Genomic DNA, 13,939 nt, shown 5'->3' with positions numbered 1-13,939 from the left:
TATGAAAATTCATCAACGTATAAAGATTATATCATTTCTCGTGATATCACTTGCGGCGGCACCAATCAGTTGCAGTGATATTCTTGAATCAGAGTACCGTTCAGATCTTGGTCCTGAATTTTTTTCAACACCTGATGGTCTACAGGCTGGCGTACATGCATCATACGCTATTACAAGATACTTCTGGGGTAGCGAAGGTTTTACAACATCAAGTGTAACAGGCACTGATGAAGTGACGCGTGGTGGAGATGGTGGTCCTGAGTTTCATGAATACACTATTCTTCCCAACAACGGAACATTGTCATCCATCTGGAACAATAGCTACACCGCGATAAACAACCTCAATGGTGTGTTGCAATACGGTCCGGACGCTGCTCTTCCTCAAGATCGCAAAACCGAGTTACTCGCAGAGGCTAAATTTTTACGCGCCTATTTTTACTTTCTTCTCGTCCAAAACTTTGGAGACGTCCCATTGAATCTCACGTTCAATACCGTACCCAACACGAAGGCATATCGCACAAATGTAAAAGAAGTGTATGAAGCGATTGTTCAGGATCTCAAGGATGCAGCAAACGCATTACCCAATAAACCTACATCGTCACCATCCAAAGCAAGGGCTTCTAAACCTGCAGCGTTGCACCTGCTTGCCAAAGTATTGTTAACGAAGGGATGGAATGTGAACGCGCGAGAAGGTGATGGTAAGAGTGATTTCGAAAGTGCTTACACCGTCGCAGATACATTGATTGCTAACAGCGCCCAATATGATATCGGCCTCGAGCCAAACTATGCAGACGTATACCGTAACACAAACGAGTATGGCCGTGAAGTTCTTTTTGTTCTCGACAGAAATACGGATCCTGTTTTTTCTGAAAGTGGTTACAACAACACAACCGCAGAAGATGGCAACAAAGAAAATCGGTTGAATCACTATTGGGTGAGCTTCTACACGCTTGCCGATCAGAATGTGAACTTCGGTATTACAGGTGCACCCGAAGTAAAAGTAAAACTTGTATCACGATCAACTTTGTATGGAAGACCTTATCGACGCTTCCGTCCAAATCCATACACCTATGAAGCTTTCACCAAACGTGATGTGGATTCCAGATATGACAACACTTTTCAAAAAGTTTGGTTGTTTAATCGTCCGACAGAAGTTCCTGCGGGAGAAGATGCAGTTGGTACTGCAGCACCAACGATTACAACAACACGCGGTGTTTTACAACGTGGCGACACGGCGATTTTCATGCCCGGTCACGAAGTAACGGAGGCTGATCGCAAAAAAGTAAAAGGGCTCATCATGGCACCTTCGCAATACAGCTACGAATGGTTTCCTACAATGATCAAACATCTTGATCCAACACGTCAGCACTACAACGATCCTTCTGATCGTCCGATCATTCTGATGCGTCTTGGCGAGACTTATCTTATTGCTGCCGAAGCAGCATTCAAAGCTGGAAATCTTACAAATGCAAAAGACAAAATAAATGCGCTCCGCGAACGCGCTGCTTTCAGAACAACAAACTCATCTGCAGAAAATGCCGCTGATGCAATTGCCACACGAATCAGTGAAAGTGATGTGGATATCAAATTCATTCTTGAAGAAAGAACACGAGAACTCTACGGCGAAATGCATCGTTGGTACGACCTTGTGCGTACGCAGACGCTGATCACGCGTGTAAAACAATACAATCCATTGGCAGGTCCAAAGATACAAGACTACCATGTTCTTCGTCCTATTCCTTCAACATCACAAATGGACTTGGTCACAAACCGGGATGAGTTTCCACAGAACCCTGGTTACTAACCTCTAAATTTTCATCGAATGAAAAAAATAAAGTACTTAATGATCTTCATCATGCTCATCATACTCAGTGCATGCCGTGACGAAGAATTTGGAAGTCTTAACACCGGCAAGTATACCGACACTAACGGCGAACTTAAAAACGCTGCTACCTTTCCGGTAGGCCTTGCTGTGGAATATTATTTATTTGTCAATGATGAACAGTACAGAAGCACCGTTCTTCGTGAGGCCAACAGTGTAACATTTGGATACCAAATGAAACACGGCGCACTGGTTGATGATGGTGGTACCATAGATTTCACGGAATCCGACGCAATGTTCGACATCGCTGAAAACGCTGGAGTCGAAGTATTTGGCCACACACTCGGATGGCATCAAAATCAGAATGCGACTTATCTGAAAGGCATTGCCGGTGGAACCACAGGTGGTAGTGAAAACATTCTTCTGAATGGCGGTTTCGAAAGTGGGTCCGGTGACAACTTCGACAACTGGAGTAAATACAACGGCGGAACGGTGATGACTGCAACCACTGCATCAAATGAAAAAAGAGGCGGAAACCGTGCACTGAAAGTTGCCGTAGCGGCTGCCGGAAACCCCTGGTCTGTACAAATGGCAAGCGATCCCGCACCGACAACAATTGGTACAGAATACAAATTTACCATTTGGGTAAAGGCCGCATCCGCAGGAGGCAACATCAGGTTCTCCACACAGCCTTCAGCATTGTATTCCGCAAACTATAATATCTCAACCGATTGGACCCTGCTCACGTGGACCTTCACAGCCAACGAGTCGGCTACACGCATTATCCTTGATATGGGCGCCACTGCATTTACCTATTTTGTAGATGATGCTTCCCTAGTGGATCCCAATTATACACCACCGCCATTACTTCTGAATGGTGGATTTGAAGCAGGAACAGGTGACAATTTCACCAACTGGAACAAATACAATGGTGGTACACAGATGACAGCAGCGACTATCGCCAGTGAAGTAAGAAACGGAACTCGTGCTTTAAAGGTCGCTGTACCCGCTGCAGGAAATCCGTGGTCTGTTCAGCTTGCCAGCGATCTCACACCAACAACAATCGGAAAGGCTTATAAATTTTCAGTGTGGGCAAAAGCAACAGCTGCGGGTGGTAATATCCGCTTTTCGACACAACCATCGGCCCTATACTCAGGCAACTACAATGTTCCTACTGATTGGGCATTGCTAAGCTGGGAGTTTACTGCCAACGAGGCGGCTACACGCATTGTGTTCGATATGGGCGCCGCTGCGTTTACCTATTTGTTCGACGACGCAAGGCTTGTAGAAGTTGGATCCGAACCTGAACCCGGTGGTGGTGCAGAAGCTGTAGATGAAGCACTGGGTAACTTCATCACGCAAACTGTTGAGCACTATAAAGGTCGCATGAAAGCATGGGATGTTGTCAACGAACCGATGGCTGACGGAAACAGCGGATTGCGTACAAGTGCAAACAGCAATGTGCCTGCCAACGCTACTGATTTCTTCTTCTGGTCTGATTACCTTGGAAGAGACTGGGCGCTCAAAGCATTTGAGTATGCTGAAGCTGCCGATCCGGATGCGCTCCTATTTATAAACGATTATAACCTCGAATCAAATGGCGCAAAACTGGATTCGTTGATTGCCTATGTTGAAGAACTAAAACAAAAGGGTGCAAAGATTGATGGTATCGGCACGCAAATGCACATCAGTCTCAATACATCATATGCCGGTATTGAAACGATGTTCAGAAAGCTCGGACAAACTGGATTAAAAGTCAGAATCTCGGAACTCGACATACGCATCAATCCTAATGATTTATCTGTGGTCACGCCAGATGAAATGTTCCTGGGATATCAGGCCGCTATGTACGAGCATGTCATTAAAATGTATCTGCAATATGTTCCTGCACCACAACGTCATGGCATTACCATTTGGGGTGTCACTGATGCTGATAGCTGGATTGTTGTTTACCAAAACAAAAGAGATTATCCTCTCCTATTTGATGAAAGTTATAATAAGAAGCCAGCTTATGCAGGCGTGCTCAAAGGACTGAAGGGACAGTAAACGTTTTGGGTTTATTTAGTTACGAGACGGCAGGGTGATAGCCTTGCCGTTTTCCTTCTCAATAAGATTCTGTACGAGATAAATCATTAACTTAATCTTATAAATTCCACTCAGTTACAAATATCATTATGAAAAATTGGTTTACTACAATACTTCTTCTAGTTGTTCACTCGTCACTGTTTGCACAACAAGATACCACCATCGGCCTAAAAGATTATTTCAAAGATTACTTTCCAATGGGTGTAGCCGTATCGCCTGCATCGCTTGAGGGTTTTGAAGGAAAATTTATCCTCAAACATTTCAACAGCATTACACCGGAAAACGTGATGAAGCCGGGGCCAATCCATCCTGAAGAAAATCGTTATCACTGGAAAGACGCCGACAACATTGTAGCATTTGCACAGAAAAATAATCTGAAGGTTCGCGGCCATGCACTTTGCTGGCATCAACAAACCGGTGATTGGTTCTTCAAGGATTCACAGGGGAAACTTGTATCGAAGCAAGTTTTACTGGGAAGGTTGAAAGATCACATCACTACTGTGGTATCGCGATACAAAGGAAAAATATATGCATGGGATGTTGTTAACGAAGCCATTGATGATGATCCAAAAAATCTTCTCCGTAATTCTCTATGGTATCAGATCTGTGGTGAAGAGTTTATTGTTAAAGCATTTGAGTACGCACATGCTGCAGATCCTGATGCATTACTTTTCTATAACGATTACAACACCGAGCGTCCTGAAAAAAGAGAACGCGTATATAAGCTTCTCAAAAAACTAGTTGATGCGAAAGTTCCCATCCACGGCGTTGGCTTGCAGGCACACTGGTCTATTTTCGAACCTACACGTCAGGAGCTTGAAGATGCTATTAAACAGTTTTCATCGCTAGGATTAAAAATTCAATTCACAGAACTGGATGTATCGGTTTACAAGTGGGAGAAATTTGATCGCGAAAAGAAGCCCGGAGAAACGGATACATACACGCCGGATCTTGAAGAAAAACAGGTTGCGCAGTACAAAATGTTTTTTGAAACATTTATAAAATACAAAAGCGTGATTACAGGTATTACATTCTGGAATGTCTCAGATCGATACACCTGGCTGGATTTTTATCCTGTAAAAGGAAGAAAGAACTACCCACTTCTCTTCGATCAACATTACAAACCGAAACGTGCATATTGGGAAGTCGTGCGAGAGGCTCACTAACCTCACGTGGTTACCAATTTCATTTTCAATCCTGATTACTTACTTGCAGCTTGAAACTTGAGGCTTGCAACATTTTACTTCAGCTGCTTCAACCGCGTGGTCAGTTCTGCCACTAAGTTTCGAAATGAATTAGGTTTACTAATAAAGTCCGCTTGAAGCGCGTTCGATTGTTCTATGTCCGAAACATTCTGTGAGGTAGACAACATGACGACCGGTACGTGCTTTATACGTTCAGTGCTTCTGATGCGTGTTAGGCACTCAATACCATTCATCACGGGCATGTTGATATCCATGAAGATCTGATCAGGGAGAAGTTCACCGTGAAGAAAATTTAAGGCCTCTTCTGCACTACTTGCTGCAATGAAAATAATGGCGGGGTCAACTTCCTTTACCGCTTCGTTAAACAACTGCAGATCATCGGCATCGTCGTCAACATATAATACAACCATGATTGCTCATTAAGATTAAAAATTCGGCTCTGGAAATCGTGAATACATTACACGAAACACATGTAACCGAAAATTCATTCCCCATGAATCGTAAAAAAATAAAGTTCAAACAACGATCATCCCCCTTTAGAATTACACCTTAACGCTTCACGCTTTATAAAACAAGTCGAGCGACGAATGCGACCACTTATCTGTGCTTTGGTAATTGAAGTCTTATTTTCAGTCGTTCGAAATAAACAGGGTAAAAATCAAAAGTCATTGAGAAAATGGGTTGCCCTACGGCACGTGGCATCGCACAACGATACGGCTAGTGGCCGCTAAGAATCATTTTAAACGTGAACAAGACTTGATCTACGCACCTGTAATCCGTTTTGCTGAGGTAACGTCGTATCCGAATGACTCCAGCAGTTGCAGTGCATGAATGCGTATAGCCATATCGTGGCTAATTAACGCTTGATTAATTACCCGCAAACTACACTGTCTTTCACCAGAATGATAGAGCGCTTCCGCCAGCGATATGCGCACGGCTATCTCGGGATCATCAATATGATTAATCAATTCCTGTCGAACACAAGTCGTTTGTTTACCATGGATCGCACAATACGTTGCCGCTGATTCGCGTACATTGGGATCGCGATCATCTAAGCGCTTAACGACGTCATAAAGATTAACTTCCGACGCTCTTGATATTTTCTCCCGCATACTTTTTAAGTTTTAATAATCTCTACTCCGCATAGCTCGAACGCATCTTCACGCCCCACCTTCCCTTCTCTTTGGTAACGATGTACAAAGACTCATAACTGGCAATCTTCGAACCATCAGCGCGATAGCGCGAAAACTTTGTATCGATGTGTACTTTAGAAGAATCACCCTGCACGATATTTCGATGATCCCATGCACTCCGGTGCCACCCTGCCTTTGAAAGTTCGACAAACACTTTTGTAGAATCGCGCTCGCCTGCATTTTCGAGAACAGACATTCGTCCACTGGCCAATCGAAAGTGTGGAAAGTGATAGGTCGCTTCCCACGCTTTCAAGTTCTTCGCATTGAACGTGATCATGTATTCATCAAGTACTTTAAGAACAGCCTTCTTCGTTTCTACATCGAGTTGATGTGTTCCAAAATCACGATCCTTACGTGTATTGAAAGCTGTGGTCACTCCGATGAGTAGCAACATGCTTAATGAAATCTTGATGACGATCTCTTTCATATCAGTTTATTTCTTCGCTTGCTGTTGCTGACGAGCCTGTTGTTCCTTGAATCGCTGCGCCGCATACTCAATATCAATCAAAGGATAAATATTGTACTTGACAGCTTCCGCATCGAACAATGCTTTCAACTCCTTCAATTTTTCCGGATGCTTCGCAGCAAGGTTATTGAGTTCATTAAAATCATCACTGATATGATACAACTCCCAAACATCTTTATCTGGATCGTTTTCAATTACGGTCTTCGCCTCATCAGCATACGTAAATAAATCCAGAGAATTCGGTCGATGTGCCGCGGCCGCTTTCCATCCATCTTTGTAGATCGCCCGATTTCCGAAAATCGTGTAGTACTGCTGCGTATGGCGCGCGGGCGCATTTTTATCTTGCAACGCATAGGCTAAGCTCGTTCCATGCAAAGGGTCTTGTTTTATTCCACGAATCGTCTCCGGCTGTTTTACGCCCGCCAATTCTGTAACCGTGGGGAACAAATCGATGAGATGAGCATATTGATTTCTTACACCACCCTTTTCAGAAATTCCTTTCGGATAATACACTATTAATGGATTATGTGTAGCACCTTCTGCGTTGGCATCGCTCTTCCAAAACTTGAAAGGTGTATTGGTTGCTTGTGCCCATCCTAAAGGATAGTTGGCAACCGTGGCAACTTCTTTCGTACCAATTTTATCATACTCACCTAGCACAAATTTCTTATACTCCTCACGCGTAATGTTATCGGCACCAAAGCGTATCGACTTCGTCGTTACACCATATTCAAGACCTTCTTTACTTCCACCATTGTCGCCAATGATCACAAACACAGCTGTATTCTGCAATTGTCCTGATGATTCCAAATATTGAAAAAGACGACCGATCTCATGATCCGTTTGCTCAAGAAATCCGGCATACACTTCCATAAAACGTGCATACAGTTTTTTCTCGTCTGCAGGAACGTCCTTCCACGCTTTAATGTAATTGTTTCGCTCCGGCAATTTTGCATTGGATGGAATCACACCAAGCTTCTTTTGATTTGCAAATACCTGTTCGCGATAGGCATCCCAACCACCATCAAATTTACCTTTGTATTTATCCGACCAAACTTTGTCTACCTGATGCGGCGCGTGCCCAGCACCGGTAGCATAGTACAAGAAAAATGGTTTGTTAGGTGCTCCCTTTTGTTGGCGCTTCAGATAACCAATCGCCTTGTCAGTTAACAATTCATTCAAATGTCTTCCATCGGGTGTTACATGTTGATTGTCCTCAACTAAATCGGGTTTGTACTGATCAGTCGCACCACCCAAGAAGCCAAAATTATGATCGAAGCCTTTTCCTGATGGCCATCGATCAAAAGGTCCAAGGTCTGTGTTTTCCGCGTCAGGAGTCAAATGCCATTTTCCAAGTTGATATGTACTGTAACCATTTTCACGAAGTACTTCCGCAATCGTGCCTTTCTGTGGTTGAATGTATCCATTGTATCCAGGAAAATCTGCAGAGAGGTAATAATGCGGAAACAACCCCATGCCTACTGAGTGATGATTTCTTCCTGTTAATAGCGCAGCGCGCGTTGGCGAACAAATTCCCGCCGTATGAAAATTTGTAAATCGCAAACCCTGATTCGCGAGACTATCAAGATTAGGCGTGTTGATCAACCCTCCAAAGGCAGATGTTGCTCCATACCCTACGTCATCAAGAAGAATCCAGATCACGTTCGGTGCACCCTCTGGTGATTTACGTGAGAAATCTTGCTTAAACGCTTGTGAACGTTTTACGGATTTGTCAATGGTGCCTTTCCACTCTGCGGTTTGAGCGAATGTGTTAGCAATGGAAATGCCCAGTAGTAACATGAGCATGTATATAAATGGATTGAATACCTTTTTCATATTTTATTTGAGAGCAGTTAGTTGATAAAGTTGTGTCATGTCAAATTCAACGACGGCGCCGTGCTTTCCTTCAGATCACTGTCTTCCTTCGGCAATTCTTTTAGAATCACTTCATCAGAAACCATTGGGCCATTTGCGGACAACTCACTTCCTTCTTTTTTAGATTTGAGAATTGGCCATAAAAATTGTGCGTACCACTCTTCGCCTTGATAGTATTTCAGTCCGTACGCCGCTGGATATTTCCGCGTGATAATTCCAGTACCAAAGATGATATCCCATACAAAGAACATGTTTCCAAAATTTCCTTTGTAGTGACCGATACCATCATCGTTTGACGCTGCGTGATGAGCGTGGTGTGTTGCTGGGGTAGAGATCAATCGTTCTAATACCCACGCAATAGGATTGAGCCATTTGATTTTATAGAATGGTTTATCCCAGGGAATACTCGAATGCGCAGCGGTTGTTATCAGTGATTTGATTCCTTTTACAAAAAGCGCAGGATAGCCTAGTCCGAGATACACCAACGTTGTTGTGAGATATGTTTGTGAGAAGAATATCGTATAAATCACATTTTGTCGACTCGCCATGGCCATGCCCATGTAAGGTGCAGAATGATGCGTGCGATGAAACCGCCAGAGGAAAGGTATTTCATGATGAAGCCTATGATACCAATATTGAGTAAGGTCATCAAAGACAGCGATGATGAGGAAGCCCCACCAGAATGGAATCCAGCTAAAGGCCTCTCTCAAACCAGGGAGCGCGTACGGTAAAAATTTTAAACCGAAGTAGGCAACAAAAGGACGCACTACAATCTTCGGAACGGTATAGCAAACAATGTCTAGAATAATTTCATTTCTATTCCAATGTTTCTTGTATAATCCAAGTGCAAACTCAATTACACCGACAATCAATACGAGTACAGGTAATCCCCAGGTACTCAAATTCTGAAATATCGCTTCAATAAACTTTATCATGGCTGGATCGTTTTTTCATTTTGGCTGTTCACTGCCGAGTTAGAGTTCTTCTTCCAAGGACGTTCACCGCTCAAATAAAAGCTTAAGAACATCAATACGATGGGTAAGGCATAAATCAAAAGACTCACAAGTACATTCTTGACTATACGATTTGCAATGGCTGGTTCTATATTCATAGGAAAAAGTTTAGGACAACAAATTTTGAGTAAGCAGAACACCTAAGTAAAGGATGAAGAATGGCACGAGCGCTACGATCACACCGACAGCAATCTTCATCGCAAGTATTTTCAAATCAATAAGGCGCATATAAAACAACATTTTAACGTTCAAGAGACAAGACCCCCACTCGCCTTCCACCACGAAGCAGAGTGGGGTTTATCGCGGCGTTTCCACGAATATCTTGACTACTGTTTTTTTTATCTGGAACCAAGTGAAAGCGAAACATGATCACCGCTTTCAACGACCACACTTTCAAGCTTACCCGTAAAGGCAAACGGTCCTTTGTAACGATCTGATACTTGCGTGATCAAATCTTTACCAACGTTGATCTCATCATTACTTTTAATGTTGGCTTGTGACTTCACGATCTGCCCTTCTGCCACCTTTGTATCGTTGATGTACAACTGGTGTATTCCTGCCGCGTCATTACTCTCTTTTGCTTCTTTGTAGTTAAGCACATAACGCAATTTCACTTTTCCAACCGGAACAACTTTGTCGGAAACAAGGTGCGTGATCTTGAATCCGTTATTGTTAGCGACCACAAATTTTCCATCCTTAACGAATAAGCTTACACCACCAAAGCGGCCACCGACTGAAAAGAGAACGCCTTCCGTCCCTTTCGTAATCTCAGCATCCGCGGTAATCGTATATGATTTCAAAGGTGTGATTGGACTTGCTACACCAAACACCTGTGATGCTTCAGGATAGAAAACCACACGGTTCGCATCGTGATTTTGAAACAACTTCGTATAGTCAAGTTGTTTTTCCGTGCCATCTTTTAAAGGATAGATATTGAACTTCGCAGCTTCACTATCAAAAAGTTCCTGAAGCTCCTTAAGTTTATCTGGATACTTCGCCGCCAAATCTTGCAGCTCATTAAAGTCTTCGTTGACATTATACAACTCCCACTTATCTTGAGAAAAGTCTTCACCTTTCTTGTGCAACGTCCCCGCTTTCCATCCGTCTTTGTAAATCGCACGTGATCCCATGATTTCATAATGTTGAACGGTATGGCGCGATGGCGCTTTTGCATTTGCAAGGCTGTACACCAAACTTGTTCCTTCAATCGGTTCTTGCCTATATCCGTTAATAATTGTCGGAACTTGTGCACCTGCCAATTCTATTGTTGTTGGAAGTATGTCAATTAAATGGGAATACTGATTTCTGATTGCGCCCTTGTCTTGAATACCTTTAGGGTAATGAATAATTAATGGATTACGCGTACCCCCCTCAGAGTTTGCATCTTGCTTCCATTGGCGGAATGGCGTGTTTGCAGCAGCAGCCCAACCCAGCGGATAATTTGCCTTGGATGCTTCTGTCCCTAAAAGATTAATGTCTTCCAAGTTTTTTTGAAAACGTTGTTCCTCTGTCCATGATGGATCGTTACGGTTCACGATACCCACAAAGGTTCCTTCCTTACTTGCACCGTTGTCGCCAACAGAAACAATGATCAATGTATTTTCAAACTGATTGATCTTTTTGAGGTACGAAATCACTCTGCCAATTTCGTAGTCGGTTTGTTCAACAAAACCTGCATACACTTCCATAAAGCGCGCGAATAATTTCTTTTCATCGGCACTCAACGTTTCCCATGCTTTCACGCCAGTATTACGCGGTGTTAACGTTGTATTCTTTGGAACAACACCGAGTGCGATCTGCCGTTGCAAAACTGTTTCACGATATTGATCCCACCCTGCGTCGAACTTCCCCTTGTACTTGTCAGACCATTCTTTGGCCACTTGATGAGGAGAGTGTCCAGCACCTGGTGCGTAGTAAAGGAAGAAAGGTTTCTCAGCACTAACTGATTTTTGTTCGGCGATGTACGCAATGGCTTTGTCTGCAATACGTGTGTTAAAATGTTTTCCATCGGCTTCCGGCTCTACTTTACGAGTATCATCCCACGTTGTAGGATGCCATTGATCGGTTGATCCACCCAAGAAGCCGTAGAAGTGATCGAAGCCACGACCAGTAGGCCAACGGTTGAATGGGCCGATTGCAGTTGCATCGGAAGGAGGCGTTAGATGCCACTTCCCTACTGCGTAGGTGTTGTATCCGTTCTCACGTAAAATCTCTGCGATGGTAGCTTTTTCAAATGGCATGTAACCATCATACCCCGGCGCACCGATGGCTGTTGTTGGAAACAATCCCATATGCACCGAGTGAGAATTTCTTCCCGTCAACAATGCAGCGCGCGTAGGCGAACAAATCGCAGTAGTATGGAAGTTCGTGTAGCGCAGACCATTGTTCGCGAGATGATCCAGTGTTGGTGTTTGAATGAGTCCACCAAATGTACTGATGGCACCATAGCCTACATCATCCAATAAAATCCAAACAACGTTGGGTGCGTTGGCTGGTGCTTTCTTTTTCTCTTGCCACCATTGTTGGGTTTCAGCAAGGTTACGACCGATCTTTCCTTGATAGGGTTGCGTCGGACTATTTTGCGCGAATGTCATACCAACGCTCAACGTCGTTAGCAATACACCTGCAGTAAGATGTTGAATATTTTTAAGCATATTTTTGAGAAGGGTTGTTGTCGTTATTATTTGTCTTTCCAGAGATCATGTTGTTTAAGAAGTGGGTTGTTGTCTAACTCCATTTGTGGAATCGGGAACCAGCGATTTCTGTCCACCGCGTTTGTCTTTCCAGCCGCGTGCAGTTTGTCAACAAACACCGGTTGATCTGCAGCATTTCTTTGTCTGATCAAATCAAACCAACGCTGATATTCGTACACCAACTCCAATTCACGATCGAGGTATAAAGAATCACGAAATTGATCTTTCGTAAGCCCGGGCGTCAGTTCAGGTAATCCGGCGCGACTACGAATTCGATTAAATGACTTGTACGCTTTATCGGTTGGACCATTAAGTTCATTCTCGGCCTCAGCGTGAATCAATAGGGCTTCAGCATAACGTAAGAGCGTTACATTCGTGGCAGCTTCGGCGGGCACACCGACAAAAGCAGAAGGGTCGTATGCCTTGTTGAAAAAAGGAATTGAATCACCAGGGTATGCTGAGTTTGCGACAGGCGTGCCGAACACAGCACCATTCTTTGGATTCACAAAGCGCGTGGCGAAAGTGACCTTTCGTCGCTTGTCGTTCTTCTTGTAAAGTTTGTATACGCTAAACGATTTGTCGTCCCCTTTTTTGTAAAAGTTTACTTGATCAGCATATGATCCAATGATTCCAAACGACTGTGGAAATCGCGGCAACGTTCGCGGGAAATCATTTCTTCCCGAGCTTTGATAGTTCGACATGAATTGTGCTGAGAAGATGTGCTCTTCATTGTTCTCGGTGTTAGGAAGAAATACATCGGCATAGTTCGAGCGAAGGTTATAGCCATAGTCTCCTGTACCACCATCGATTGGTGATAGCACCTCTTCGATTTTCGCGATAGCATCGGTATAATGTCCATCGATTCTTAGGGGGAATGAAGCTTTTGTCAAGTATACTTTTGCGAGCAACGTTTTCGCAGCGCCTGCGGTAATTCGTCCGATGTCGCTACCGCTATATTTGTTAGGTAATACAGTCGCAGCTTCAGTTAAATCCTTTTCGATTTGTGCGTATACCTCTTCCGTTGTAGACTTCTCAATGTAGTAAGCTGACGCGGCAACATCAGTTTGATATACTGTAATCAATGGAACATCACCCCACAACCGCACGAGATTAAAATAGATAAACGCGCGAATAAATTTAGCTTCCCCAATATAACGCTCCTTCAGCGCGGTATTCGTACCAAAGTCGATGTTCGGAACTTTATGGATAACAGCATTTGCACGACGTATACCCGCGTAGTGTTGCTGCCAATTCTCGAAAAAAGTTCTGTTGGCAGACGAGTGATTATGAACCGACAATGACCTCACATCAGCATTTGTTGCTCCCGGACCTGGATATTGTTCGTCGGTAGCGAACTCCATCCCAACTTGAAGAAGTGAATTGTATGCCGATTGGCCAGATCCAGTTAAACCGCCACCGTTAAAAAAGAAGTATGCAGCGTTTACGGCTGTCAACGCATCTGCTGGTGTCTTATAGTAATCATCTTCCTTAATGAATCGTTTTGGATTTTCTTCTAGGAAGGATTCACACGCCGAGAACGACAAAATAGAAAGGCCAGCGATGATATAGCTAAAATATTTTTTCATA

Annotated in this window: 11 protein-coding genes; 3 read left to right on the top strand and 8 right to left on the bottom strand. The window is 43.6% G+C overall.

Translation table 11 applies throughout. The features are described from left to right. The first annotated feature begins 1 nt into the window (after position 1). The 3 genes from DQQ10_RS20770 to DQQ10_RS20760 all read left to right on the top strand — a co-directional run bounded on the left by DQQ10_RS20770 (position 2) and on the right by DQQ10_RS20760 (position 5,073). The gene (locus DQQ10_RS20770; RefSeq protein WP_112748846.1) at positions 2–1,804 is read left to right on the top strand and encodes a RagB/SusD family nutrient uptake outer membrane protein; all 1,803 of its coding nucleotides are present in this window, start codon (positions 2–4) and stop codon (positions 1,802–1,804) included. An 18-nt stretch (positions 1,805–1,822) separates the two neighbouring features. Further along, positions 1,823–3,868 carry an endo-1,4-beta-xylanase gene (locus DQQ10_RS20765; protein WP_112748845.1) on the top strand — a complete coding sequence of 682 codons (2,046 nt, stop codon included), beginning with the start codon at positions 1,823–1,825 and terminating at the stop codon, positions 3,866–3,868. Positions 3,869–3,996: 128 nt separating this feature from the next. Next, positions 3,997–5,073, top strand: coding sequence for an endo-1,4-beta-xylanase (locus DQQ10_RS20760; protein ID WP_112748844.1), 1,077 nt, complete (start codon positions 3,997–3,999; stop codon positions 5,071–5,073). A 74-nt stretch (positions 5,074–5,147) separates the two neighbouring features. Here DQQ10_RS20760 and DQQ10_RS20755 read toward each other — a convergent pair whose 3' ends face one another. From DQQ10_RS20755 to DQQ10_RS20720, 8 genes are all read right to left on the bottom strand, one after another. Continuing rightward, positions 5,148–5,522, bottom strand: a complete 375-nt coding sequence (locus DQQ10_RS20755; protein ID WP_112748843.1) for a response regulator — start codon at positions 5,520–5,522, stop codon at positions 5,148–5,150. Between the two features lie 351 nt (positions 5,523–5,873). Further along, complete coding sequence (locus tag DQQ10_RS20750; RefSeq protein ID WP_112748842.1) at positions 5,874–6,224, bottom strand: HEAT repeat domain-containing protein; 351 nt, start codon at positions 6,222–6,224, stop codon at positions 5,874–5,876. Between the two features lie 22 nt (positions 6,225–6,246). Then, on the bottom strand, positions 6,247–6,732 hold the full coding sequence (locus DQQ10_RS20745; protein WP_112748841.1) for a hypothetical protein: 486 nt from the start codon (positions 6,730–6,732) through the stop codon (positions 6,247–6,249). 6 nt (positions 6,733–6,738) lie between these two features. Continuing rightward, positions 6,739–8,607 (bottom strand): arylsulfatase, encoded by a 1,869-nt coding sequence (locus DQQ10_RS20740; RefSeq protein WP_112748840.1) that lies wholly within the window; start codon positions 8,605–8,607, stop codon positions 6,739–6,741. A gap of 35 nt (positions 8,608–8,642) precedes the next feature. Further along, positions 8,643–9,581, bottom strand: coding sequence for a sterol desaturase family protein (locus DQQ10_RS20735; RefSeq protein WP_112748839.1), 939 nt, complete (start codon positions 9,579–9,581; stop codon positions 8,643–8,645). Beyond that, entirely contained in the window at positions 9,578–9,757 is a 180-nt protein-coding gene (locus DQQ10_RS20730) for a hypothetical protein (protein ID WP_112748838.1), read from the bottom strand. Before DQQ10_RS20730 ends, DQQ10_RS20735 begins: the two co-directional genes overlap by 4 nt. A 240-nt stretch (positions 9,758–9,997) precedes the next feature. Beyond that, positions 9,998–12,313, bottom strand: a complete 2,316-nt coding sequence (locus DQQ10_RS20725) for an arylsulfatase (protein ID WP_112748837.1) — start codon at positions 12,311–12,313, stop codon at positions 9,998–10,000. Positions 12,314–12,339: 26 nt separating this feature from the next. Further along, positions 12,340–13,938 (bottom strand): RagB/SusD family nutrient uptake outer membrane protein, encoded by a 1,599-nt coding sequence (locus tag DQQ10_RS20720; RefSeq protein WP_112748836.1) that lies wholly within the window; start codon positions 13,936–13,938, stop codon positions 12,340–12,342. Position 13,939: the final 1 nt, after the last annotated feature.

This window comes from Pseudochryseolinea flava (assembly GCF_003286915.1).
In the GTDB taxonomy this organism is placed as follows: Bacteria; Bacteroidota; Bacteroidia; order Cytophagales; family Cyclobacteriaceae; genus Ohtaekwangia; species Ohtaekwangia flava.
The sequence above is the reverse complement of the archived record's forward strand: the minus strand, read 5'-3'. Positions and strand labels throughout refer to the sequence as shown.